Source organism: Rickettsia senegalensis, assembly GCF_056135685.1.
Genome location: NZ_JBVYTQ010000002.1, coordinates 1 through 22,791, shown reverse-complemented (window position 1 = coordinate 22,791; position 22,791 = coordinate 1). Strand labels below are relative to the sequence as shown.

The window sequence follows — 22,791 nt, the reverse complement described above, 5'->3', positions numbered from 1 at the left end:
GTGTAAAGGTTACGTAACCTTTACAATTGCGTGGACCGGTAATGCTCTTTATGTCCTTCCTGCTTTCGCAGGAATGACAGCGAGTGTGTTTTTCAAGCCATGCAACAAGACCGCAGCCATGGCTGCGTGGCAATCTCATCAAATATCCTGAGATTGCTTTGTCAATTACTTCGTAATTTCCTCGCAATGACGGTTTGTTTTCCTACCCAAACACATAAAATAATTTACGTCTATATCGTCGCTTAATTTCCATTCATTTTTAGCAGGATCATATACCAAGCCTTTCAGCTCTTTAATTTCGATGTCGGTATCCGTAAGCATTTCATAAAATTCTGATGGTTTTAAAAATTTGCTATAATCATGAGTGTTTTTAGGTACCCAACCTAAAACATATTCAGCAACTATTATTCCAAGTACATAAGCTTTTTTAGTACGGTTAATCGTAGAAATTATTGCCATACCATTTGGCTTAATATGTTTGACCAAATTTAGTATAAATTGCTGCACGTTTTCTACATGTTCAATAACCTCAAGACAAATTACTACATCATATAGCTTGTCACTCTGTAATTCTTCTATAGTAGATTGTAAATAATTTACTTTTACGCCGTTTTCCTTAGCATAAGTGCTTGCCGTTTCAATATTACTTTGCAGAGCGTCAATGGCTGTAACATTAAAACCTTGAGCAGCTAAAGGCGTTGCAATTAACCCTCCGCCGCAACCGACGTCTAATATTTCTAAACTAGACCTCTTCGGAAACTCTACTTCTAGGGGTAATTTGTACGTCGATCCGGTACTCGCATCCTCACGTATGCTTATATACGCTGCAGTGGCAAGTGCTTCCGTGTCTCCTTCAAATTCCTCCCTATAAGCGAATTTCCAAAGAGGCCTACTAGAAATATCATTGTAATGCGAGGTTATTTTCTCTATTATATATTCAAGGCGAATAGGATTTATGCGGTGTAAGATACCGAATTCCCCATCCTTATTCCACCAATTATGAGAACTTTTCTCAAATTTTTCTAATTCTTTTTTATCGATTGAAGACATAGTCTATGATATAGGTATTATATTATTATCAAGTAGTATATGTCATTATCTGCGCAGGCGGGAATCTATAATAAATAAACTTAATATTAGTACAAAATAAATTTTTATATATTTTGCTGAATTCCCGCCTATGCAGGAATGACATCAGAATCACCACACTATACAACAAACATATATAATATACTCAGATGACTTTAATAATACTAGCCTTAATTTTAATTAGCTGCATATTTGCTCCCCTTGGCTGCATTGCCCTATGGAAGAGATATATTTATTTCGGTGACGGGCTTGCTCATAGCAGTTTTTTAGCGGCTAGCATAAGCATTATAGCACATTTTCCATTAATATATTCAGGAATAATAGTTGCAATTCTTTTTTCATTATTTGTGTTTATTTTTAAAAATAATTCTGAAAAAAATGCAGTTATTAATTTGATTTCTAGCTTTATGCTCGCTATTGCTTTAGTTATTAATTATTTTACTTCCTCGCAGAACAATATAGTAAATTTATTGTTTGGGGATATTTTATCTGTGTCTTTTAATGATTTGATTATACTAGGGGTAGTGCTAATAACTATTATAAGCTTTATAGTATATTTTTATAATCAAATTCTTCTTATAATCATCAATAGAGATATTGCAGTCATAAAAGGCTTAAAAGTTAATATTATTGAGCTAATATTTTTACTTCTTCTCTCATTATCGGTATTTTCTGCTATAAAGATTGTCGGTGCATTGATGGTGACCGCTGTTTTACTTATTCCTGCAATGATTGCACGGTTTGTGGCATATAGCCCCTCTCAGATGATTATAATATCAATTTTTATCTCTTTATTTATTAATTTTTGTGCTGCACTTAGTTCTTTCTATTTTGACTTACCTTTAACTCCATTGTTTATTATATTAGGTATGTTTATTTATGGGCTACTGTATTTGAAGCGATTATTATGAATAAAAATGAACTTACTGAATATGTCAAAGAATTGTTAGAACCATATGGTTCAGTAACCGTTCGTGCAATGTTTGGTGGATATGGTATATATAAGAGTGGTGTTATGGTAGGAATTATTAAGGCAATGAATTATATTTTAAGTCAGACCTAAGCACTTATGAATATTTTCAATCTTTTGGTTCTGAGCCATTTATATATCAAAGTAAAGGTAAACTTGTAACTTTATCATATTGGAAGGTGGTATCTGAAATTATGGAGGATCAAGAGTTATTAGGCAAGTGGTTTAAATTAGCGTTGAATGCTGCTATTAATAGTCAAAAGAAAAAATAAATGTTATTCCGTGACCCCTCCGGCGGCGTTGTGTGTAGAGTTTTTTTTCGTCATTGCGAGAAGACGCCATAGGGATCGACGAAGCAATCTGGTAATCCTCCCATTTTTAATCGCAATAGAGAGTAGAGAGTTAAGTTGCGAGAGCTAATTTTTGTATTGGTGTTATACCGCCAATAGCCATATTAGGTCTTTCGTTATTATAAGACCAAAGCCATTGAGTTGCAAGATCCTGTGCTTCTTGTATATTAACAAATAAATACTGATTTAACCAATCATATCTTACAGTTCTATTATATCTTTCAATATATGCATTTTGCTGAGGCATGCCTGGCTGAATGAATAATAACTTGATATTCTTTTCTTTTGCCCACTTGCTCAATAATTTACTGATATATTCAGGGTCGTGCCTCCGTATTGCAGTTTAGAGTAAATAGTCTATAATCCTCAAACAGTAATAAGAGAGAATTATAGTTAAGGAGTTATGGCAAAAATAGATGTTAAGTGTAGATATTGTAACAACACAGAAGAAGTAATAAAGTCAGGATATTCAATTTCAAAACAACAGAGATATCAATGCAAGCGGTGTAATCGATATTTTTAATTGGAGTATATTAATAATGCATCTAAGCCTGGAGTTAAGGAGCAAATAGTAGAAATGTCAATCAACGGCTCTGGAGTTAGAGATACAGTAAGAGTATTAAAAGTGGGTATCAATACAGTTATCCGTGTTTTAAAAAAATCTAGTATTAAAAAACAATAAATCATTCTATCAGTACAACAGAAGTAATTATTGCTCCTGAGATAGATGAACAATGGTCTTATGTACAGAATAAATCCAGACAACGATGGCTTTGGTATGCCTTGGATAAGATTTCGTTAAAAGTAGTTGCTTATACGTTTGGTACAAGATGTGATAGCACATTAGAATCATTACTGAAAAAACTAGAGAATTTCAAGGTGACTTTTTACTATACAGATGGATGGGGGAGTTATGCTAGGTTATTAGACCCTAAAAAGCATATTATCAGTAAAAAATACACTCAACGGATAGAACGAAGTAACTTGAACCTTAGAACGAGATGCAAGAGGCTTGCACGTAAGACAATCTGCTTTTCCAAGTCATTGGATATTCATGATAAGGTTATTGGTACTCTTATTGTGTAATAGTTGAGATTTAATCTTACATTTAGTAAAATTAAGATAATATTAAATGGAGGATTAGAGATGAATCTAAATCAAAAAATAATAAAGCCAAAAATAGGATTACTAGAATTAGCTAGGAGTCTTGGTAGTATATCGTCAGCATGTAAAGCTATGGGCTACAGTAGAGACAGTTATTATAGGTTTAAAGAGTTATATGAAACAGGAGGAGAAGAAGCATTATATGAGATTAGTCGGAAGAAGCCAATTATAGCGAATAGAGTTGATCCTGCCGTAGAGAGAGCAGTATTAGATATGGCAATAGAATACCCCGCTTATGGTCAGCTGCGAGTATCAAATGAGCTTAAAAAGACTGGTATTCTTGTATCACCTGGAGGAGTTAGATCTATTTGGCTACGTAATGATTTAAATAATATCAATAAAAGACTTAAAGCATTAGAAGCCAAAATGGCTCAGGATGGTATTGTTCTTACCGAAGCTCAGTTACAAGTATTAGAGAAACGGCGTAGCGAGAAAGAAGCTCATGGTGAGATTGATACACAGCATCCAGGTTATCTAGGATGCCAAGACACATATTATGTAGGTAATTTTAAAGGCATAGGCAAGGTATATTCTCAAGTGTTTATTGATAGTTACACTCGGGTTGCAGAGGCTAAACTATATACTGATAAAACAGCACTTACCGCTGCTGACATGCTTAATGATAGAGTGTTACCATGGTATGAGAGTCAGCAAATACCAGTACTTCGTATTTTAACTGATAGAGGTGGTGGGTATAAAGGTATAATGGACTGAGAAAACAGGACAGAAAAAATAGTACTCAAGTTTCCGAAATAAGTTACAATAAATAGGTAAAACTTAGGAGGAAAGATGAAGAAAAATAAGGTTAGGATTTTCAGTAGTGAAGAAAAGACTAAGGTAGTATTAGAATTAATAAAAGAGGATGCTACCTTAAGTCAATTAGCATCAAAATATGAGATAAGCTCCAAGACAATTCAGAATTGGAAAAAGCAGTTTGTTGCTAATGCAGCTCTAGCTTTTGAGCCAGCTAAAGTTTTGAGTGAATATCAAGAACAAATTAGTGATCTCAAAGAACAAAATGATGAACTAGCTAAAGCTCTTGGGAAAGCTACGGTGGAGAGGGACTGGGCTGTGGGAAAGCTAAAAAGCTTGGACTTATCAAATAGAAAGAGTCTTGTCCAGTCCAAGCTAGATCAACTACCAAAGACAAGACAATGTGAGTTGCTAGATATTAGTCGCTCTACAACATATTATAAAGTTAAACCGCTTAGTGTAGATAAATTAAGTATCTTAAATAGAATAGATGAAATATATACAGATAATCCCGAATTTGGTTATCGTTATATTTATCATCAGTTATTAGAGGATGGTTTTTCAATTGGCAGAGATCGAGTATTAAAATATATGAGGATGATGGGAATAGAAGCCATTTATCCTCATAAGAGAAAGTCTACTTCTGTAAAGGATAATGAGCATAAAGTATACAGTTATTTACTTGATCAATATTGGACTAAATCTAGAACAACAAAAACAGTACATGTACCTAATGTCAATGAGGTTTGGAGTGGTGACATTACTTACATTAGAACTCATGATGGCTTTATGTATATGGCGGCTATTATAGACTGGCATAGCAAAGCTATATTAAGTTATAAATTATCCAATTCTATGGATGCAACTCTTGTTACTGATGTCTTGAAGGATGCCCTTAATAAATATAATGCTCCAAAGATATTTAATAGTGATCAGGGTAGTCAATATACTAGTCATGACCATATACAGATACTAAAAGATAATAATATTCAAATCTCAATGAATGGAAAAGGTCGAAGTATTGATAATATCGTAATAGAGAGATTTTTTAGGACTATAAAATATAACTGTATATTTATTAATGATTTTAAAAATATTAAAGAACTGAGGATAGGTATTGATAATTATCTGTATAAGTATAATTATCAAAGATTTCATTCGGGTATTGGTTACAAAAAACCTATGGATGTTTATCTGAATTATACGCAAAATTATTATCAATTAGCTGCTTAACAATATAATAAAAATAGGAAACGAATTTGATTATTTTTTGTCTTGATTTCTCAGTCCATTATACATAAACGATTCAACCCTTGACCTTTGATGATAGCCGCTATTAATTTTCCATGCTTTTAAACCTTCATCAAAATTTTTATATTCTCTAATTCCTTTTATTACTTTATCTCTGTAAGCTAAATGTTCTTTCTCTACCTTGCTTTTATTCTTTAATTCATCTTGTGACTTGGCAACCCCCCCAAAAAACAATCGACAAAAGGAGTAGAATTTTCTAGAAACAAAGGAGGAGATTCTATAAATGACAATATCAAAGCACAGTGATAGCCAAATCATGTCTATCTTAAAGCAAGCGGTCATGCCTCCATATTGCAGTTACGCCTATTAAAAAGCTATACGTTCAATAAGAGTACCAATAACCTTATCATGAATATCCAATGACTTGGAAAAGCAGATTGTCTTACGTGCAAGCCTCTTGCATCTCGTTCTAAGGTTCAAGTTACTTCGTTCTATCCGTTGAGTGTATTTTTTACTGATAATATGCTTTGGTCGTGCCTCCGTATTGCAGTTTAGAGTAAATAGTCTATAATCCTCAAACAGTAATAAGAGAGAATTATAGTTAAGGAGTTATGGCAAAAATAGATGTTAAGTGTAGATATTGTAACAACACAGAAGAAGTAATAAAGTCAGGATATTCAATTTCAAAACAACAGAGATATCAATGCAAGCGGTGTAATCGATATTTTCAATTGGAGTATATTAATAATGCATCTAAGCCTGGAGTTAAGGAGCAAATAGTAGAAATGTCAATCAACGGCTCTGGAGTTAGAGATACAGTAAGAGTATTAAAAGTGGGTATCAATACAGTTATCCGTGTTTTAAAAAAATCTAGTATTAAAAAACAATAAATCATTCTATCAGTACAACAGAAGTAATTATTGCTCCTGAGATAGATGAACAATGGTCTTATGTACAGAATAAATCCAGACAACGATGGCTTTGGTATGCCTTGGATAAGATTTCGTTAAAAGTAGTTGCTTATACGTTTGGTACAAGATGTGATAGCACATTAGAATCATTACTGAAAAACTAGAGAATTTCAAGGTGACTTTTTACTATACAGATGGATGGGGGAGTTATGCTAGGTTATTAGACCCTAAAAAGCATATTATCAGTAAAAAATACACTCAACGGATAGAACGAAGTAACTTGAACCTTAGAACGAGATGCAAGAGGCTTGCACGTAAGACAATCTGCTTTTCCAAGTCATTGGATATTCATGATAAGGTTATTGGTACTCTTATTGAACGTATAGCTTTTTAATAGGCGTAACTGCAATATGGAGGCATGACCCAATTGAAAATATCGATTACACCGCTTGCATTGATATCTCTGTTGTTTTGAAATTGAATATCCTGACTTTATTACTTCTTCTGTGTTGTTACAATATCTACACTTAACATCTATTTTTGCCATAACTCCTTAACTATAATTCTCTCTTATTACTGTTTGAGGATTATAGACTATTTACTCTAAACTGCAATACGGAGGCACGACCCTTAAATCTTTACCCGCAAATATTTTGCTAAACATTCCTTCTGCAAATCCGCTTGTTGCTCGCCATGGCAATCTTAATAACAGCTTAATTGTTAGCAAATATTCATACATCTTGCTATTATATCTTCTCGCTCCTCCTTGCCTCTGTTCCCCTCCATAATATAACTCTTTTAAATATTCTTCACAAAATGTGAAAATTATTGTTCCTCTTTTCTTTAAACTTCTGTTATATTCTTTCCAGTTGCAAACTTTTTGTAGCTTTGACATACACACTTGTGGTTAAGTTTTTTGTCGATTTACTACTTTTCTTAGTTCGCAGCTACTTTTTTTATATCTACTCAACAAGGTCTTGCGGGAATGACGAAAAAAGGATAAACACAATGACACTATACTATATAGGAATATTATTAGTAATTATTGGATTATTTGCTATATTTTCAGGGATAATCGGTTTTTTTAGATTTCCTGATTTTTATACTAAATTACATGCAGCAAGTGTTATTGAAAGTTTTGGAGTGCCTGTTTGCTTAACAGGTTTTGCGTGCATTGAAGCAGATATTGTTAACTCCGGTAAATTAATTTTAGCGGCTTTATTGATTTTCTTACTAAATCCGGTAGCAACTCATGCGCTCGGTAAAGCATCGTTATTTATGAAAATTCGAGCTACCGTCATTGCGAAGAAAATTGCGAAGTAATTTGACGGAGCAATCTCAGGCTGCTTAATAAGATTGCCACGTCGAAACTACGTTTCTCCTCGCAATGACATTAAATTTTAACAACCGTATGTCAGTAACAACAGCTTTAAATTTTGATCTCGGCAATTACCTACTTAACTTAATTGCTTTTTTATTGATTTTAATCTCAATAAAAATAATTTTTGCTAAAGATTTACTAAATGCAGTTATTGCTGCGTCAATATTTAGCTTATTAATCGGTGTGTCTTATCTTATTATGGATGCCCCTGATGTCGCAATGACCGAGGCAGCACTTGGAGCTTGCTTATCAACATGCGTATATTTGAATTTGTTACGTAAATTACCTCCTGATTTAAAGAATATTGAGAGAACTAATATTATTCCCGCAAGTTTAATATGTTTATTGTTTGTAGTAACTCTTGCTTATATAGGGTTAGAATTACCGAATTACGGTGATGATAATGCTCCTATTCATATGTATTTAAGTAAATATTATCTCGCAAACACCTCTAGAGATATAGGTGTACCTTCTTTTGTTGCGGCTATTCTTGCAAGCTACCGCGCTTATGATACTTTAGGTGAAACTAGCGTAATTTTAATTGCAGGAATTGCTGTGTTGTTGGTATTTTCAAAGAAACTTGAGGAAGTGAAAGGGGGTTCCCGCTTTCGTGGGAATGACATAGCAGAGAGTAAGGATGCCACTATATTAAAAGCGTATCCGATAATAAAATATATCACTAGTTTTATAATACCTTATATAATTTTATATAGTATATATATTCAGCTTAATGGTGAATCTTCCCCGGGTGGAGGGTTTCAAGCGGGTGTTATATTTGCTTCCGCTCTCATTGCTTATGATTTAGTTTACGGCAATCGAAAATTAAGCAGATATTTTCCTCCTAACGTGCTAATTTCTATTGCTGTTTTAGGTGTAGCAATATATGCAATTGTAGGAACAATATCACTCTTTTTTAACGATAATTATTTAAATTATTATACATTAACAAATTTTATCGATGATAAGTTACTTGCTCAGCATATCGCTATAGTTATTGTTGAAATTGGTATAGGTTTGACGGTTTCTGCAATAATGTACTTAATTTATAATGTATTTAATAATCATGAATAACTTACTTTTATTAATTAAGCGTGAATTTATAGTGCAGAATCGTATTAATAATATAATTAAATATATAGTTATATTTTTTTTATTTTGCATAATTAGTACTGTTTTAATTAACAGTGAAAGGGATATTAACAAATTCGGTTTAATTTTTTCGGTAATTTGTTTATTAATTTCATTAATCGGTTTTTCTGCGGTTATATTTAAATCTGATTTGGAAGACGGTACTTTAGAATTATTGTTATCGGCGGTCAGTTATGAAAAAATTATATTAGCTAAATTTTTTGCTATATTTATCAGTAGTACGGTAGGGCTGGTTTTTGTTTTACCCATTATTTATGTTTTTTTTGATCAAACTTTGCTTGAGATAATATTTTTCTTTATTAGCGTATGGATGATGTTAGTTTTATCAAGTAGTTTAGTAGTGTTATCCGGTAGCGTGCAATGTTATTTTAAGAAGAATGCTAACTTTGTCGGTACGTTTATTATGCCGCTATTAATTCCGAATATTATAATGACGGGCTTAATATTACAAGATAATAACTTACAATTAATTTTTATTACGATAGGAATGAATTTAGTATTTTTACCGATTTCATTCTTCTTGAGTTCCTATTTAATTAAAAATATTTATAATATTACGTGATTTTGCTTTATTTTTACTAATGTAGTGATATAAAATAAAGATGAATATTATTAATAAATTTTTTTGAGAAAAATATATGTGGCAGGCTTTACGAAGGTTAATTGCAGCTAATCCTATGGGATTTTTTCTGTGGTCTATTATCACTAAATGGTATTTAATTATAGCAGTTGCTTCCTTGATTACTTTATATTATACAGTATTGGGCTTAAAAAAAATCGGGTTTATAGATTACTTTACTGAAACTACAGTTGAGATATTAGATACAACTAAAGCAGTTGCTCAAAATTGTACTACAAAACTCGGTCCTAATTGGAATCATTTAGTTAGTTTTTGGAATTGCTTAAGTAATCCCGGAGAATATAAGCATGAAGAAGGGACAGGGGCAAAAGTGTTAGAAGATGAAATAAATAAGCTTACACCAAAACAAGCAGATAGTGCTGCAGACGCTGAACCTCCCATAATAAATCCTTATGAAGAACTAGAAAATCCAAATAATCTTAATAATACCCAAAGCGGTAGTAATAATAATCGTTAATTTATGTCACTTTAATATTATATGTCGGATACTGAAGATAATAAAAACAAACAAACTACACGTCGTGATTTTATGGTTCTAACGGCTAGTAGTGTTGCAGCAGTTGGGGCTGTGTGTACGCTTTGGCCTCTCGTTGATTCCTTAAACCCTTCCGCAGACGTGCTTGCTTTATCATCAATTGAGGTTGATCTATCAAATATTGCGGTAGGGCAAACAGTTACGGTTAAATGGCAAGGTAAACCGGTTTTTATAACGAACCGTACTCCTGATAAAATAGCTGAAGCAAGAGCGGTAAAGATGTCGGAGCTTATTGATCCTGAGACTGATGAATCGCGTGTGAAAGCAGGGTATGATAATTGGCTTGTAACAATCGGGATTTGCACGCATTTAGGTTGTGTGCCGCTTGTTAATCAAGGTGAGTATGACGGATGGTTCTGTCCGTGCCATGGCTCACAATATGATTCTTCAGGTAGGGTTAGAAGAGGTCCTGCTCCTTTAAATTTAGCAGTGCCGCCTTATAGTTTTATTAGCGACAAAAAAATTAGAATCGGGTAGTTATTTATGAATGAAGATATTACCCCTAAAAAGCCCAATGCTATTATAGAATGGATAGATTATCGCCTACCTATTTTCTCTTTCCTAAAGCATTTTAGCCATTATCAAACTCCAAAAAATCTTAGCTATTTATGGAATTTAGGTTCTATCGCAGGTATTGCATTAGTAATTCAGATAATTACCGGTGTGATACTTGCTATGCACTATACACCGCATGTTGATCATGCTTTCGATAGTGTTGAACGAATCATGCGTAACGTTAATTACGGCTGGTTACTGCGTTATACTCATGCGGTAGGTGCATCGATGTTTTTTGCTGCCGTATACTTACACATAGCAAGAGGTTTGTATTACGGCTCTTATAAAGCACCGAGAGAGTTGCTTTGGCATATTGGTATTATCATTTTTCTAACCATGATGGCTACTGCTTTTATGGGCTATGTACTGCCTTGGGGGCAGATGAGCTACTGGGGAGCTACGGTTATTACTAACTTATTTTCAGCTATTCCATTAATAGGGAAGTCGATAGTTACGTGGTTATGGGGCGGCTTTTCCGTTGATAATCCGACATTAAACAGATTCTTTTCACTGCATTATTTATTACCGTTTATTATCGTTGCTTTAGTGATGTTGCATTTGGTAGCCTTGCATCAACATGGTTCAAATAATCCGAAAGGTATCGACGTTAAAAGTCCTAAAGATACTATCCCTTTCCACCCTTATTATACCGTAAAGGATTTTGTCGGTTTCGGAGTTTATTTCATAATATTTACCTATTTTATTTTTTACGAACCTAATTATTTAGGGCATCCCGATAATTACGTCCCGGCAAATCCTTTAGTTACGCCTGCTCATATCGTACCTGAATGGTATTTTCTACCGTTTTATGCAATCCTTAGAGCCGTACCGTCTAAGCTCGGTGGAGTGTTATTAATGTTCGGAAGTATATTCGTGTTATTCTTACTACCGTGGCTTGATACTTCAAAAGTCAGAAGTAGCAATTATAGACCGATATATAGAATTGCTTTTTGGATATTTATGGCAGATTGTTTATTACTCGGTTATTTAGGCGGACAGCCGGCGGAAGAGCCGTATATTACAATTAGCCGCTTTGCTGCTTGTTATTACTTTTTCCATTTCTTAGCAGCCTTGCCGCTGGTAGGTAAATATGAGAAGTCGCTACCTCTACCGGAGGAGTTGTGATACTGTCATTGCAGTACCGAAGTCGTCATTGCGAGCAGATGGTTTTATGTCATTCCCGCGTTGATATAACCTTGTTGCATGGATCGAAAGACCTACTCGATGCCATTCCTGCGAAAGCAGGAATCCACTATAACGCGAGATAAATCGAGCTTTGTATTTAGGATTTTTTTGGATTCCTGCTTTCGCAGGAATGACACCGATCCCGGTAATGCTTTGTAGGACTGACATCGTCACGAAGATATAAAAAATTTATGAAAACAAAATTACTTATCTCTATCATCATATTAATAACTTCTAGCGTATGCCTAGCAGGTGAAGAAGCATTACATCCAAAAAAGATGAAATGGTCGTTTGACGGTGTATTTGGCACAGTTAATCGTGAAGCAGCACAAAGAGGTTTTCAGGTCTATAAAGAAGTTTGTAGCGTTTGCCACGGTTTAAACAATTTATATTACCGTAACTTGAAAGATATTGGCTTTTCGGATGATGAGATAAAAGAGATTGCCAAAGGCTATACGGTAAAAGATGGTCCGAATGATGACGGTGAGATGTTTGACCGTCCCGCTCTTCCATCCGATCGTTTTGTACCTCCTTACCCTAATGAGCAGGCAGCAAGAGCAGCTAATAACGGAGCACATCCTCCTGATTTATCGTTGATAATAAAAGCACGTCATGATGGAGCTAATTATATATATTCGCTGCTTACCGGCTATACCGAACCACCGGCAGATTTTAAGTTGATGCAAGGGACTCATTATAATCCGTATTTTCCAGGTGAGCAAATAGCAATGCCGCCGCCGCTTACAGACGGGCAGGTAACCTATATGGACGGTACTAAAACAAGCGTAGAGCAGATGAGCCATGATGTTGCGGTATTTCTGCAATGGGCAGCTGAGCCGGAAATGGAACACCGTAAATCTATGGGTCTTAAAGTTATGATGTTTTTAGTAGTGCTTACTATCTTTTTCTATATTGCAAAAAACCGCATTTGGTCTAATCTGAAGTAGTTCCTATTATTGGTGTTGTTGTAGAGATTATTAAACGTGCTCTATGTCATTCCTGCGAAAGCAGGAATCCAAAAAAAAAATATAAATACAGTAAATTTTTAAAATTAAAAGCTCGCTTTATGCTGGATTCCCGCCTACGCGGGAATGACATAGTCCATGCTACCGCTTTTTTCCTCTTTCTTAGTGCAGTAATTAATCTTTGCTATACTTATCCTAAATTATATAGATAGGTATTTATGATTACTTTATTTGCAGCGATTACAGGCTTTATTAGTTCTATCATTCCTGAGATTTTAAAAATATACAAAGATATTAACGACAAAAAAACACGAGATAAATATTTTAGATCGTCAAATTGCCAATAACAAACTCAATCAATCCAAGACTTTTACAGAGCTTACCATATCACAAGAAATGGTAGAGCAATATTCTCTTTTATTCTACCTATAAATCAGGTGTTAGTTGGGTTGATGCTTTAAACGGTTCGGTAAGACCGGTGCTGCTTATAGTTTCTTTGCAATGTATGGAGGTGTTAAATATGTGCAATATAAATCGTTAAAAAGCTCTGCTCTGCTAGTTGAGTATCTAGACATATTATAGAGCATAGAAGATCAAACGGTAACCCCCCCAAAAACAATCGACAAAAGGAGTAGAATTTTCTAGAAACAAAGGAGGAGATTCTATAAATGACAATATCAAAGCACAGTGATAGCCAAATCATGTCTATCTTAAAGCAAGCGAGCGGTGGGATGCCTGTAGCGTCTATACTGAGAGAGCACAAAATACCATCAGCGACATTTTATAAATGGAGATCAAAGTATGGTGGTATGGCTTTACCGATGATTACTAAATTAAAGGAGTTAGAATCGGAAAATGCACGGCTTAAAAAGATGTATGCTGAGGAAAGGCTAAGAGCTGATATATTAAAGGAAGTACTTGAAAAAAAGTTAGGAAGCCATCTCAAAGGCGGGAGATGGCTAAAATAATATCTGGAGAAAAAGATATTTCTATAAGGAGTGCATGCAAGATCTTTGGTGTCAGCGAAACATGCTATAGATATAAAAGGAAGCTATCATCTGAGGATGATATTATAGCAGGCCAGCTAATGCGTTTAGTAGGTGATCAAAAGAACTGAGGCCTTGGCCTCTGCTTTTTATATTTACGTAATATCAAAGGTTTTGGTTGGAATCATAAACGTGTATACAGGATATATAAGGAGCTAGCCCTTAATATGAGAATAAAGCCTAAGAAGAGATTACTTAGAGCAAAGCCTAAAAAGCTTATAGTGTCTAAAACAATAAATGATTGCTGGTCCATGGATTTTATGCACGATAGTTTAGAGAATGGTAGGAAATATCGTTTATTTAATGTGATTGATGACTTTAATAGAGAGAGCCTTGGTACTGAGACTGATTTTTTATTGTCAGCAGGAAGAGTTATCAGGTCACTAGATCAAATTATAGAATGGCGAGGTAAGCCAAAATCTATACGTTGTGATAATGGACCTGAATATATCAGTAAATTATTGAGCAAGTGGGCAAAAGAAAAGAATATCAAGTTATTATTCATTCAGCCAGGCATGCCTCAGCAAAATGCATATATTGAAAGATATAATAGAACTGTAAGATATGATTGGTTAAATCAGTATTTATTTGGTTTGTAATAGTTGAGATTTAATCTTACATTTAGTAAAATTAAGATAATATTAAATGGAGGATTAGAGATGAATCTAAATCAAAAAATAATAAAGCCAAAAATAGGATTACTAGAATTAGCTAGGAGTCTTGGTAGTATATCGTCAGCATATAAAGCTATGGGTTACAGTAGAGACAGTTATTATAGGTTTAAAGAGTTATATGAAACAGGAGGAGAAGAAGCATTATATGAGATTAGTCGGAAGAAGCCAATTATAGCGAATAGAGTTGATCCTGCCGTAGAGAGAGCAGTATTAGATATGGCAATAGAATACCCCGCTTATGGTCAGCTGCGAGTATCAAATGAGCTTAAAAAGACTGGTATTCTTGTATCACCTGGAGGAGTTAGATCTATTTGGCTACGTAATGATTTAAATAATATCAATAAAAGACTTAAAGCATTAGAAGCCAAAATGGCTCAGGATGGTATTGTTCTTACCGAAGCTCAGTTACAAGTATTAGAGAAACGGCGTAGCGAGAAAGAAGCTCATGGTGAGATTGATACACAGCATCCAGGTTATCTAGGATGCCAAGACACATATTATGTAGGTAATTTTAAAGGCATAGGCAAGGTATATTCTCAAGTGTTTATTGATAGTTACACTCGGGTTGCAGAGGCTAAACTATATACTGATAAAACAGCACTTACCGCTGCTGACATGCTTAATGATAGAGTGTTACCATGGTATGAGAGTCAGCAAATACCAGTACTTCGTATTTTAACTGATAGAGGTGGTGAGTATAAAGGTAATATAGAACATCATGCTTTTGAATTGTTCTTAAGCATTGAGGGTATTGAGCATACTACTACTAAAGCATATTCTCCTCAAACAAATGGTATGTGTGAACGTTTTAATAAAACTATGAAACAAGAATTCTTTGATACTGCTATGCGTAAAAAGATCTATACTGATCTTGATGATCTACAACTAGATCTTGATATTTGGCTAGAATATTATAATAATGAAAGACCGCATTCCGGTAAATATTGCTATGGAAAAACACCTATGCAGACTTTTATGGATAGTAAAAAGTTAGCTGTTGAAAAGAATAACGAAATCTTATATCTTGAATACTCATCTGACAGTCATAACTTATCAGACATTCAGATATAATTTTTATAATGTCTGTAAGATTAAATCTTGACTTCTACAAATTATTGAGCAAGTGGGCAAAAGAAAAGAATATCAAGTTATTATTCATTCAGCCAGGCATGCCTCAGCAAAATGCATATATTGAAAGATATAATAGAACTGTAAGATATTGTAGAAGTCAAGATTTAATCTTACAGACATTATAAAAATTATATCTGAATGTCTGATAAGTTATGACTGTCAGATGAGTATTCAAGATATAAGATTTCGTTATTCTTTTCAACAGCTAACTTTTTACTATCCATAAAAGTCTGCATAGGTGTTTTTCCATAGCAATATTTACCGGAATGCGGTCTTTCATTATTATAATATTCTAGCCAAATATCAAGATCTAGTTGTAGATCATCAAGATCAGTATAGATCTTTTTACGCATAGCAGTATCAAAGAATTCTTGTTTCATAGTTTTATTAAAACGTTCACACATACCATTTGTTTGAGGAGAATATGCTTTAGTAGTAGTATGCTCAATACCCTCAATGCTTAAGAACAATTCAAAAGCATGATGTTCTATATTACCTTTATACTCACCACCTCTATCAGTTAAAATACGAAGTACTGGTATTTGCTGACTCTCATACCATGGTAACACTCTATCATTAAGCATGTCAGCAGCGGTAAGTGCTGTTTTATCAGTATATAGTTTAGCCTCTGCAACCCGAGTGTAACTATCAATAAACACTTGAGAATATACCTTGCCTATGCCTTTAAAATTACCTACATAATATGTGTCTTGGCATCCTAGATAACCTGGATGCTGTGTATCAATCTCACCATGAGCTTCTTTCTCGCTACGCCGTTTCTCTAATACTTGTAACTGAGCTTCGGTAAGAACAATACCATCCTGAGCCATTTTGGCTTCTAATGCTTTAAGTCTTTTATTGATATTATTTAAATCATTACGTAGCCAAATAGATCTAACTCCTCCAGGTGATACAAGAATACCAGTCTTTTTAAGCTCATTTGATACTCGCAGCTGACCATAAGCGGGGTATTCTATTGCCATATCTAATACTGCTCTCTCTACGGCAGGATCAACTCTATTCGCTATAATTGGCTTCTTCCGACTAATCTCATATAATGCTTCTTCTCCTCCTGTTTCATATAACTCTTTAAACCTATAATAACTGTCTCTACTGTAACCCATAGCTTTATATGCTGACGATATACTACCAAGACTCCTAGCTAATTCTAGTAATCCTATTTTTGGCTTTATTATTTTTTGATTTAGATTCATCTCTAATCCTCCATTTAATATTATCTTAATTTTACTAAATGTAAGATTAAATCTCAACTATTACAGTATTATTGCTCCTGAGATAGATGAACAATGGTCTTATGTACAGAATAAATCCATACAACGATGGCTTTGGTATGCCTTGGATAAGATTTCGTTAAAAGTAGTTGCTTATACGTTTGGTACAAGATGTGATAGCACATTAGAATCATTACTGAAAAAACTAGAGAATTTCAAGGTGACTTTTTACTATACAGATGGATGGGGGAGTTATGCTAGGTTATTAGACCCTAAAAAGCATATTATCAGTAAAAAATACACTCAACGGATAGAACGAAGTAACTTGAACCTTAGAACGAGATGCAAGAGGCTTGCACGTAAGACAATCTGCTTTTCCAAGTCATTGGATATTCATGATAAGGTTATTGGTACTCTTATTGAACGTATAGCTTTTTAATAGGCATAACTGCAATATGGAGGCATGACCTAGAACTGTAAGATATGGTTGGTTAAATCAGTATTTATTTGTTAATATACAAGAAGCACAGGATCTTGCAACTCAATGGCTTTGGTCTTATAATAACGAAAGACCTAATATGGTTATTGGCGGTATAACACCAATATAAAAATTAGCTCTCGCAACTTAACTCTCTACTCTCTATTGCGATGCAAAATGGGAGGATTACTAAACTATTTTTGCGGGGATTATTAGTTTTTATTTTGGGCAGCGTACTTTCAGCAAATTATGGAAATGTAAGACTTGAATTTTGAGTAGATAATTTTATATATTTAAATATATCAGCAATAAATGTAAAGGTAATTTTATGTTAAAGAGTGCAAAATTATATATTCCGTCTATAGCGGCTATTATTTTATCTAGTAATATTGCAATGGCTAATAATAATTATGACACCGGTCATGCGACGCCTTTGCGTCAAGTAGCGGATTTAATAGATAATCAAATTACAAATATTGATAATTTATTTAAAAATAGATTGCCGCTTTATGAATCCAATAGCATAAAAAGCAATTTTATTACTAAAGACAAGCAGTATATTATTATAATGGAAGTACCTGGGTTTGATAAAAGTCAAATTAAGGTTAAAGTGAACGGCAATAAATTATTTATTACAGGGAATATAGAAGCAAAAAATAAAGCTGATGATTCAGATAATTATATGAATAAAAATTTTAATTATGTAATATCATTATATGAAGATGTAGACCAGGCAAATATCTCTTCAAGCCTTAAGAATGGAATACTTACTATTATTCTACCTCGCATTGAGATTAAAGAGCAAGACGCAAGAGAGATAGTAATTGATTAATCAAGCATTGCTAAATATTAGCATTTAATTTTTCTGAAACAAAACCTTTCTCTATATAGCCCGGTAATTTTATTAGCTCCTGTTTTAGTTCATTATCTACTCCTGAGGCTTCAAATTTCCGATCAACTAAGAAATTATAGGTTTGGTGTTATGGGTGAAGAAAAAGTCAAAATTCGGTTTGTTATCAAAATACCTGTTAACACGGGGAAAATGATAAGCATGAGTAACAATTGCAATTTCGGCGTTACTTAAGTCGATATTACCGTGTTCATGTTCTTTATATAAAGTTTTAAATTGTCCGCCTGTATTAACCTGTCCTTCAGGTAATGTAAAAATATAAAAATTTTCTTTTGGATAATCGGTAATAATATTTTTATCGAGGGCTTCTTTTAGTAAGCTATTATCATAAGCTCCGCCATTAAACAAAATTATCGGTCCGTATTTTTGTAATTCTTCAGATGTTAGGCTAGATATTTGCTTATCAAGTTTTTTAGCTGTCACTTCTCTTGCAATCTCTATGCCAAGTCTCATCCTATTATAACCGTCTTCTTTATCTGCAGCTCCTATATTTTGAGCATCAGAATTAATCGGTATTTTTGTATAAGAATGTCTTGCCGATAAAACCCATACATATTTTATATTCTTATCTATCTCAGGATTTTCGGTTTCATAAATATTTTGTATTTCAGAGATAAAATTCTTGCGGATTTTTTCATTAGCAGGATCAAACTCTAGATTATTTAGATTGCTAATTATTTGCTCAAAATGTTTATCTTGAGAATATTTTTGGTAATTTTGAAACCCTAGAACCGAGACTATTCTTATAATAATTATAGAAATAGCTACGTTAAAATTTTTGCAGTTTTTCATATTGTGATAAAAATAATAAGGTTGAAATATGAAAAGGTCATATCACATCTTGACCATGATAGCAAAAAAATAACTTTTAGTAACCGGTATTACTATTTTCCGTCATTGCGAGGAAATTACAAAGTAATTATACATCCGCAATCTAGAAAAATAATGAAAAATACTAATAATATTAGTATTTTTAACTGGATTGCCGAGTCGATGCTATGCATCTCCTCGCAATGACGGAAAAATTGATCCATTGACTCCATGGAAATTCTCCAACAGCCTGTTGGAGAATTTGCACAGCAACCTACTGCGTAAATTTTACCTCCTACCACCCGCATTCATAGCAAGGCTTGCGGAGACGAATTCTTCAAGGTCACCGTCAAGTACGCCCTTAGTATCAGAAGTTTCATAATCAGTGCGTAAATCTTTCACCATTTGGTAAGGTTGCAACACATATGATCTGATTTGATGCCCCCAGCTATTATTGGTTTTAGCGGCGTTCTGTTCATTAACGCTGTCTGTACGTTTTTGCATTTCAAGCTCATAGAGTTTTGCCTGAAGCATTTTCATAGCTTGAGCTTTATTTTTATGCTGCGACCTATCGCTTTGACATTGAGTTACTGTATTTGTCGGTATATGGGTAATACGTACGGCTGAATCGGTAGTATTAACGTGCTGCCCGCCTGCGCCTGATGCTCTAAAAGTATCGATTCTTAAATCTTTATCCTCAATAGTAATTGCTATATTATCGTCAATTTCCGGATATACCCAGCTACTTGCAAAGCTAGTCATTCTTTTACCTGCCGCATTAAACGGAGAAATACGCACTAGCCTATGAACTCCCGCTTCAGTCTTAAACCAGCCGTAAGCCCGCTTGCCTATTATCCTAATCGTGCATGATTTAATGCCTGCTTCTTCGCCATTAATCATATTAATTATCTCGGTTTTAAAGCCGAGCCTTTCTGCAAAACGCAAATACATACGCATCATGATAGATGCCCAATCATGACTTTCAGTTCCTCCCGCGCCGGCATTAATCTCTAAAAAGCAATTATTACCGTCTGCTTCACCTGAAAATAAGCACTCAGTTTCAAATTTTGCAGCAATGACACTTAAATTTTTTAAGTCCTGTTCAATTTGTAAAAGTGTTTCTGAGTCGTTTTCGGCTTCAGCCATTTCTTCAAGTTCTAAAGCATCTTTTAAATCGGATTTGAGTTTATTAAAAGCATTTAGTTTTTCTTCTAGAATACTTTTTTCTCGCAGTAATTTTTGAGCATTAGCCTGATCGTTCCATAAACTCGGATCGGCTGTTAACTCTTCTAACTCTTTCAGTCTTTCAGTTAATGCTTCAACGTCAAAGTGACCTCCAAAGTAGTTCTAAAGACTGCTCAATTTTTTTTACGTAATTTTCTATTTCGGCTCTCATTATTTTTTTCTGTTATAAATTTTGGTTTTATTGTATATTATCGTGATTGTAGCCGTAATTGCAAGTGAGTACTGCCTGCGTCGTTCGTCATTGCGAGGAGCGAAGCGACGTGGCAATCTCATGAAATAATACTCCTGAGATTGCGCCGTCAATTACTAACGTAATTTCCTCGCAATGACGGGGATGACAAAATGCAAATTATATCACAATAATTATGAATAATCAAAAATATATACGGAACTTCTCAATAATCGCTCATATTGATCACGGTAAATCTACGTTAGCTGATAGGTTAATTGAGCACTGCGGCGGCTTGCAGGCTAGAGAAATGAGTCAGCAAGTGCTAGATTCGATGGATATCGAAAAAGAGAGAGGTATAACTATTAAGGCACAAACCGTGCGGCTTGTATATAAGGCTAAAGACGGTAATACTTACTACTTTAATTTGATGGACACTCCCGGGCATGTCGATTTTGCTTATGAGGTTAGTAGGTCGCTTGCTGCTTGTGAAGGGTCGTTATTAGTAGTTGATAGTACGCAAGGAGTAGAAGCCCAAACGCTTACCAATGTTTACCAAGCAATCGAGAATGATCATGAAATTGTACCGGTGCTTAATAAGATTGATCTGCTGGCATCAGAACCTGAGCAGGTGAAGCAGCAAATAGAGGATATAATCGGAATCGATGCAAGTGAAGCGGTATTGATTTCGGCAAAAAGCGGTATAGGAATTGATTTGGTTTTAGAGGCGATAGTAAATAAATTACCTCCGCCGAAAGAAAGTAAAACTGATATTTTAAAAGCTCTGCTTGTTGATAGTTGGTATGACCCATATCTCGGGGTGGTTATTTTAGTACGTATTATTGATGGAACTTTACGTAAGAATATGCGTATTAAAATGATGGCTACTAACTCAGTTTATACAGTTGAGAATGTCGGATATTTTACTCCAAAAAAACATATTTCGGATGTTTTACATGCAGGCGAAATCGGTTTCTTTACTGCTTCTATAAAACAAGTAGCGGATTGTAAAGTCGGAGATACTATAACTGATGAGAAGAAACCTTGCGAGCAAGCACTGCCTGGCTTTAAGTCGAACCTACCCGTAGTGTTTTGTGGGCTTTACCCAACAGATAGCGCAGAATTCGAGCATCTAAAGGATTCGCTTGCTAAATTACGCCTCAATGATGCTAGCTTTGAATATGAAATGGAAAGCTCGTCAGCACTTGGAGTAGGATTTAGGTGCGGTTTTTTAGGGTTGCTACATTTAGAGATAATCCAAGAACGTTTAAGTAGGGAATTCGATTTAGATTTAATCACTACCGCTCCAAGTGTTGTGTATAAAATCCATATGCGGGATGGCGAAAGCTTAGAGATTCATAACCCGGTAGATTTGCCTGATTTGCAAAAAATCGAATCGATGGAAGAACCTTGGATTAAGGCAACTATAATGGTACCTGATGAGTTTTTAGGTACAGTATTATCACTTTGTACAGAAAAAAGAGGTGTGCAGCTCGATCATAGCTATATAGCAAATAGAGCTAAAATAATTTATAAATTACCGCTAAATGAGATAGTTTACGATTTCTACGATCGTTTAAAAAGCTGTTCTAAAGGTTATGCAAGTTTTGAATGGCAAATGGATGTTTATGAACCTTCTGAACTTGTTAAGCTTGGGATTTTAGTTAACGCAGAGGCGGTTGATGCACTGTCCACAATCGTACACCGCTCACGTGCCGAGCAGAGGGGTAGGGCGTTATGCGTAAGGTTAAAGGATTTAATTCCTAGACAGCAGATTGATATAGCAATTCAAGCAAGTATCGGTAGCCGTATTATTGCTCGTGAGACTATTAAAGCCCTACGTAAAGATGTTTTATCTAAATGCTACGGTGGTGATATAAGCCGTAAACGTAAGCTTCTTGAGAAGCAAAAAGCAGGTAAAAAGAGAATGAGACAGTACGGTAATATCGAAATCCCGCAATCTGCTTTTATCGCAGCGTTGAAAATTGGGGATGAGTAAACTTTTTTATTTTATATCAAAAAAACGCTAGACGTTATAATAAAGATTTGTTATAAGAAGTTATCTAAAAATTTTTAGATAACTTCTATATTCCTCGGTAGCTCAGTGGTAGAGCAAACGGCTGTTAACCGTTCGGTCGCTGGTTCGAGTCCGGCCCGGGGAGCCATTCCTCAATTTTCGACAAATTTACGAATGAATT

At 34.5% G+C, this 22,791-nt stretch carries 21 protein-coding genes, 1 tRNA gene and 9 pseudogenes; 22 read left to right on the top strand and 9 right to left on the bottom strand.

What is annotated here, in order from left to right; all coding sequences use genetic code 11:
- Positions 1 to 165 precede the first annotated feature (165 nt).
- The gene (gene ubiG / locus AC0ODJ_RS07765) at positions 166 to 1,050 is read right to left on the bottom strand and encodes a bifunctional 2-polyprenyl-6-hydroxyphenol methylase/3-demethylubiquinol 3-O-methyltransferase UbiG (RefSeq protein WP_218460285.1); all 885 of its coding nucleotides are present in this window, start codon (positions 1,048 to 1,050) and stop codon (positions 166 to 168) included.
- Positions 1,051 to 1,238: 188 nt separating this feature from the next.
- Here ubiG and AC0ODJ_RS07760 point away from each other — a divergent pair, with 188 nt between their 5' ends.
- The 3 genes and pseudogenes from AC0ODJ_RS07760 to AC0ODJ_RS07750 form a co-directional block, all read left to right on the top strand.
- Positions 1,239 to 2,000 carry a metal ABC transporter permease gene (locus tag AC0ODJ_RS07760; RefSeq protein ID WP_218460284.1) on the top strand — a complete coding sequence of 254 codons (762 nt, stop codon included), beginning with the start codon at positions 1,239 to 1,241 and terminating at the stop codon, positions 1,998 to 2,000.
- Complete coding sequence (locus tag AC0ODJ_RS07755; RefSeq protein WP_474465886.1) at positions 1,997 to 2,152, top strand: TfoX/Sxy family protein; 156 nt, start codon at positions 1,997 to 1,999, stop codon at positions 2,150 to 2,152. The genes AC0ODJ_RS07760 and AC0ODJ_RS07755 overlap by 4 nt, the downstream gene beginning before the upstream one ends.
- Before the next feature lie 32 nt (positions 2,153 to 2,184).
- Positions 2,185 to 2,331 (top strand): annotated as a pseudogene (locus AC0ODJ_RS07750) (TfoX/Sxy family protein); the annotation flags it as partial.
- A 130-nt stretch (positions 2,332 to 2,461) separates the two neighbouring features.
- On the opposite strand, the pseudogene AC0ODJ_RS07745 reads toward AC0ODJ_RS07750, so the two are convergent.
- Positions 2,462 to 2,731: pseudogene (locus tag AC0ODJ_RS07745) on the bottom strand (integrase core domain-containing protein); the annotation flags it as partial.
- 81 nt (positions 2,732 to 2,812) lie between these two features.
- Here AC0ODJ_RS07745 and AC0ODJ_RS07740 point away from each other — a divergent pair.
- The 3 genes and pseudogenes from AC0ODJ_RS07740 (at position 2,813) to AC0ODJ_RS07730 (ending at position 5,559) form a co-directional block, all read left to right on the top strand.
- Positions 2,813 to 3,495, top strand: a pseudogene (locus tag AC0ODJ_RS07740) (IS1 family transposase).
- Between the two features lie 60 nt (positions 3,496 to 3,555).
- Positions 3,556 to 4,284, top strand: a pseudogene (locus AC0ODJ_RS07735) (helix-turn-helix domain-containing protein); the annotation flags it as partial.
- Positions 4,285 to 4,362: 78 nt separating this feature from the next.
- On the top strand, positions 4,363 to 5,559 hold the full coding sequence (locus AC0ODJ_RS07730; protein WP_474464651.1) for an IS3 family transposase: 1,197 nt from the start codon (positions 4,363 to 4,365) through the stop codon (positions 5,557 to 5,559).
- 30 nt (positions 5,560 to 5,589) lie between these two features.
- Here AC0ODJ_RS07730 and AC0ODJ_RS07725 read toward each other — a convergent pair whose 3' ends face one another.
- Both AC0ODJ_RS07725 and AC0ODJ_RS07720 read right to left on the bottom strand, forming a co-directional pair.
- Positions 5,590 to 5,811 (bottom strand): hypothetical protein, encoded by a 222-nt coding sequence (locus AC0ODJ_RS07725; protein WP_474465883.1) that lies wholly within the window; start codon positions 5,809 to 5,811, stop codon positions 5,590 to 5,592.
- A 132-nt stretch (positions 5,812 to 5,943) separates the two neighbouring features.
- Entirely contained in the window at positions 5,944 to 6,159 is a 216-nt protein-coding gene (locus AC0ODJ_RS07720) for an IS1 family transposase (protein WP_474465744.1), read from the bottom strand.
- A 29-nt stretch (positions 6,160 to 6,188) separates the two neighbouring features.
- Between AC0ODJ_RS07720 and AC0ODJ_RS07715 the strand changes: the two are divergent.
- A pseudogene (locus AC0ODJ_RS07715) lies at positions 6,189 to 6,882 on the top strand (IS1 family transposase).
- Here the strand turns inward: AC0ODJ_RS07715 and AC0ODJ_RS07710 are convergent.
- Both AC0ODJ_RS07710 and AC0ODJ_RS07705 read right to left on the bottom strand, forming a co-directional pair.
- Positions 6,826 to 7,035 carry an IS1 family transposase gene (locus AC0ODJ_RS07710; RefSeq protein WP_474465528.1) on the bottom strand — a complete coding sequence of 70 codons (210 nt, stop codon included), beginning with the start codon at positions 7,033 to 7,035 and terminating at the stop codon, positions 6,826 to 6,828. The pseudogene AC0ODJ_RS07715 and the gene AC0ODJ_RS07710 overlap by 57 nt on opposite strands.
- A gap of 51 nt (positions 7,036 to 7,086) precedes the next feature.
- Positions 7,087 to 7,383: a transposase gene (locus AC0ODJ_RS07705; RefSeq protein WP_474465880.1), complete on the bottom strand. Its 297-nt coding sequence runs from the start codon at positions 7,381 to 7,383 to the stop codon at positions 7,087 to 7,089.
- A gap of 113 nt (positions 7,384 to 7,496) precedes the next feature.
- Here AC0ODJ_RS07705 and AC0ODJ_RS07700 point away from each other — a divergent pair, with 113 nt between their 5' ends.
- The 10 genes and pseudogenes from AC0ODJ_RS07700 to AC0ODJ_RS07655 all read left to right on the top strand — a co-directional run.
- Positions 7,497 to 7,811, top strand: a complete 315-nt coding sequence (locus AC0ODJ_RS07700; protein ID WP_218460059.1) for a Na+/H+ antiporter subunit G — start codon at positions 7,497 to 7,499, stop codon at positions 7,809 to 7,811.
- Positions 7,812 to 7,875: 64 nt separating this feature from the next.
- Positions 7,876 to 8,940, top strand: coding sequence for a DUF4040 domain-containing protein (locus AC0ODJ_RS07695; protein WP_474465876.1), 1,065 nt, complete (start codon positions 7,876 to 7,878; stop codon positions 8,938 to 8,940).
- Positions 8,933 to 9,580, top strand: coding sequence for a heme exporter protein CcmB (locus tag AC0ODJ_RS07690; protein ID WP_218460056.1), 648 nt, complete (start codon positions 8,933 to 8,935; stop codon positions 9,578 to 9,580). The genes AC0ODJ_RS07695 and AC0ODJ_RS07690 overlap by 8 nt, the downstream gene beginning before the upstream one ends.
- Before the next feature lie 76 nt (positions 9,581 to 9,656).
- Entirely contained in the window at positions 9,657 to 10,115 is a 459-nt protein-coding gene (locus tag AC0ODJ_RS07685; RefSeq protein WP_011271327.1) for a DUF2670 domain-containing protein, read from the top strand.
- A gap of 21 nt (positions 10,116 to 10,136) precedes the next feature.
- A complete protein-coding gene (petA, locus tag AC0ODJ_RS07680) occupies positions 10,137 to 10,670 on the top strand; it encodes a ubiquinol-cytochrome c reductase iron-sulfur subunit (RefSeq protein ID WP_218460054.1) in 534 nt (177 codons plus the stop codon).
- 6 nt (positions 10,671 to 10,676) lie between these two features.
- The gene (locus AC0ODJ_RS07675; RefSeq protein WP_218460053.1) at positions 10,677 to 11,873 is read left to right on the top strand and encodes a cytochrome b; all 1,197 of its coding nucleotides are present in this window, start codon (positions 10,677 to 10,679) and stop codon (positions 11,871 to 11,873) included.
- Positions 11,874 to 12,124: 251 nt separating this feature from the next.
- Complete coding sequence (locus tag AC0ODJ_RS07670; protein WP_218460052.1) at positions 12,125 to 12,880, top strand: cytochrome c1; 756 nt, start codon at positions 12,125 to 12,127, stop codon at positions 12,878 to 12,880.
- 686 nt (positions 12,881 to 13,566) lie between these two features.
- Positions 13,567 to 14,534, top strand: a pseudogene (locus AC0ODJ_RS07665) (IS3 family transposase); the annotation flags it as partial.
- A gap of 69 nt (positions 14,535 to 14,603) precedes the next feature.
- Complete coding sequence (locus AC0ODJ_RS07660) at positions 14,604 to 15,689, top strand: IS481 family transposase (RefSeq protein WP_121834048.1); 1,086 nt, start codon at positions 14,604 to 14,606, stop codon at positions 15,687 to 15,689.
- A gap of 74 nt (positions 15,690 to 15,763) precedes the next feature.
- Positions 15,764 to 15,838 (top strand): annotated as a pseudogene (locus tag AC0ODJ_RS07655) (integrase core domain-containing protein); the annotation flags it as partial.
- A 39-nt stretch (positions 15,839 to 15,877) separates the two neighbouring features.
- On the opposite strand, the gene AC0ODJ_RS07650 reads toward AC0ODJ_RS07655, so the two are convergent.
- A complete protein-coding gene (locus tag AC0ODJ_RS07650; RefSeq protein ID WP_121834048.1) occupies positions 15,878 to 16,963 on the bottom strand; it encodes an IS481 family transposase in 1,086 nt (361 codons plus the stop codon).
- On the opposite strand from AC0ODJ_RS07650, the gene AC0ODJ_RS07645 reads away from it, so the two are divergent.
- The 3 genes and pseudogenes from AC0ODJ_RS07645 to AC0ODJ_RS07635 all read left to right on the top strand — a co-directional run bounded on the left by AC0ODJ_RS07645 (position 16,962) and on the right by AC0ODJ_RS07635 (position 18,291).
- Positions 16,962 to 17,420: an IS1 family transposase gene (locus tag AC0ODJ_RS07645; RefSeq protein ID WP_474466010.1), complete on the top strand. Its 459-nt coding sequence runs from the start codon at positions 16,962 to 16,964 to the stop codon at positions 17,418 to 17,420. The genes AC0ODJ_RS07650 and AC0ODJ_RS07645 overlap by 2 nt on opposite strands.
- A 31-nt stretch (positions 17,421 to 17,451) precedes the next feature.
- A pseudogene (locus AC0ODJ_RS07640) lies at positions 17,452 to 17,589 on the top strand (integrase core domain-containing protein); the annotation flags it as partial.
- A 198-nt stretch (positions 17,590 to 17,787) separates the two neighbouring features.
- Positions 17,788 to 18,291, top strand: a complete 504-nt coding sequence (locus AC0ODJ_RS07635) for an Hsp20/alpha crystallin family protein (protein WP_218460647.1) — start codon at positions 17,788 to 17,790, stop codon at positions 18,289 to 18,291.
- A gap of 248 nt (positions 18,292 to 18,539) precedes the next feature.
- Here AC0ODJ_RS07635 and AC0ODJ_RS07630 read toward each other — a convergent pair.
- A pseudogene (locus tag AC0ODJ_RS07630) lies at positions 18,540 to 18,723 on the bottom strand (hypothetical protein).
- Between the two features lie 744 nt (positions 18,724 to 19,467).
- A protein-coding gene (gene prfB, locus AC0ODJ_RS07625) for a peptide chain release factor 2 (protein ID WP_218460646.1) occupies positions 19,468 to 20,575 on the bottom strand; the annotation gives its coding sequence in 2 pieces (ribosomal slippage) (positions 19,468 to 20,505 and positions 20,507 to 20,575; 1,107 coding nt in all).
- Between the two features lie 214 nt (positions 20,576 to 20,789).
- Here prfB and lepA point away from each other — a divergent pair.
- Both lepA and AC0ODJ_RS07615 read left to right on the top strand, forming a co-directional pair.
- Entirely contained in the window at positions 20,790 to 22,592 is a 1,803-nt protein-coding gene (gene lepA, locus AC0ODJ_RS07620) for a translation elongation factor 4 (protein ID WP_218460645.1), read from the top strand.
- A 91-nt stretch (positions 22,593 to 22,683) separates the two neighbouring features.
- Positions 22,684 to 22,758: transfer RNA gene (locus AC0ODJ_RS07615), tRNA-Asn, on the top strand.
- Positions 22,759 to 22,791: the final 33 nt, after the last annotated feature.

Excerpts from the sequence above, each read along its gene's own strand:
- ubiG (WP_218460285.1), bottom strand. The coding sequence starts at position 1,050 with ATGTCTTCAATCGATAAAAAAGAATTAGAAAAATTTGAGAAAAGTTCT.
- AC0ODJ_RS07760 (WP_218460284.1), top strand. The coding sequence starts at position 1,239 with ATGACTTTAATAATACTAGCCTTAATTTTAATTAGCTGCATATTTGCT.
- AC0ODJ_RS07755 (WP_474465886.1), top strand. The coding sequence starts at position 1,997 with ATGAATAAAAATGAACTTACTGAATATGTCAAAGAATTGTTAGAACCA.
- AC0ODJ_RS07730 (WP_474464651.1), top strand. The coding sequence starts at position 4,363 with ATGAAGAAAAATAAGGTTAGGATTTTCAGTAGTGAAGAAAAGACTAAG.
- AC0ODJ_RS07710 (WP_474465528.1), bottom strand. The coding sequence starts at position 7,035 with ATGGCAAAAATAGATGTTAAGTGTAGATATTGTAACAACACAGAAGAA.
- AC0ODJ_RS07705 (WP_474465880.1), bottom strand. The coding sequence starts at position 7,383 with ATGTCAAAGCTACAAAAAGTTTGCAACTGGAAAGAATATAACAGAAGT.
- AC0ODJ_RS07700 (WP_218460059.1), top strand. The coding sequence starts at position 7,497 with ATGACACTATACTATATAGGAATATTATTAGTAATTATTGGATTATTT.
- AC0ODJ_RS07695 (WP_474465876.1), top strand. The coding sequence starts at position 7,876 with ATGACATTAAATTTTAACAACCGTATGTCAGTAACAACAGCTTTAAAT.
- AC0ODJ_RS07690 (WP_218460056.1), top strand. The coding sequence starts at position 8,933 with ATGAATAACTTACTTTTATTAATTAAGCGTGAATTTATAGTGCAGAAT.
- AC0ODJ_RS07685 (WP_011271327.1), top strand. The coding sequence starts at position 9,657 with ATGTGGCAGGCTTTACGAAGGTTAATTGCAGCTAATCCTATGGGATTT.
- petA (WP_218460054.1), top strand. The coding sequence starts at position 10,137 with ATGTCGGATACTGAAGATAATAAAAACAAACAAACTACACGTCGTGAT.
- AC0ODJ_RS07675 (WP_218460053.1), top strand. The coding sequence starts at position 10,677 with ATGAATGAAGATATTACCCCTAAAAAGCCCAATGCTATTATAGAATGG.
- AC0ODJ_RS07670 (WP_218460052.1), top strand. The coding sequence starts at position 12,125 with ATGAAAACAAAATTACTTATCTCTATCATCATATTAATAACTTCTAGC.
- AC0ODJ_RS07660 (WP_121834048.1), top strand. The coding sequence starts at position 14,604 with ATGAATCTAAATCAAAAAATAATAAAGCCAAAAATAGGATTACTAGAA.
- AC0ODJ_RS07650 (WP_121834048.1), bottom strand. The coding sequence starts at position 16,963 with ATGAATCTAAATCAAAAAATAATAAAGCCAAAAATAGGATTACTAGAA.
- AC0ODJ_RS07635 (WP_218460647.1), top strand. The coding sequence starts at position 17,788 with ATGTTAAAGAGTGCAAAATTATATATTCCGTCTATAGCGGCTATTATT.
- lepA (WP_218460645.1), top strand. The coding sequence starts at position 20,790 with ATGAATAATCAAAAATATATACGGAACTTCTCAATAATCGCTCATATT.